Here is a 440-nt window from a genome sequence, read left to right as displayed (position 1 = left end):
CGACGCCGCACTGCGATTCCCTTCGGGTCGCTGACGCGTTGCCAACCGAGGTGGTACCGCGAGAGCCTTCTCCCGTCCTTGGATTCCTGGTAAGCCGCAAGCGGCCCCAGGCGGGACGGAAGAAGGCTCTTTTTTGTTGGCTCGAGAAGAAAGGCGAACCTTATGGCAATCGCAGAGGAGTTGGCGGCGCTGCGCGAGCGCACCTTGGCCGAAATCGCCGCAGCGGACACGTCGGTGGCGCTCGAGGCCGTGCGCGTGGCGGTGCTGGGCAAGTCCGGCACGCTGACCGGGTACTTGAGATCCATGGGCCAGGTGCACGCTGAAGAGCGCGCGAGCGTGGGCAAGGCCGTGAACGCGGCCCGCGTGGACGTGGAAGAGGCGCTGGCCGCCCGCAAGGCGGCGCTCGATGCCGCCGAGCTTGAGGCGGCCATGGGGGCGGC

1 pseudogene is annotated in these 440 nt (G+C 68.4%); it reads left to right on the top strand.

Annotation, left to right across the window (positions count from 1 at the left end):
- Nucleotides 1–162: 162 nt before the first annotated feature.
- Nucleotides 163–440: pseudogene (gene pheS, locus NE591_RS12445) on the top strand (phenylalanine--tRNA ligase subunit alpha); the annotation flags it as partial.

The organism is Adlercreutzia sp. DFI.6.23, assembly GCF_024462535.1.
GTDB classification, from domain to species: domain Bacteria; phylum Actinomycetota; class Coriobacteriia; order Coriobacteriales; family Eggerthellaceae; genus Adlercreutzia; species Adlercreutzia rubneri.
This window is presented reverse-complemented; position numbering and strand designations above follow the sequence as displayed.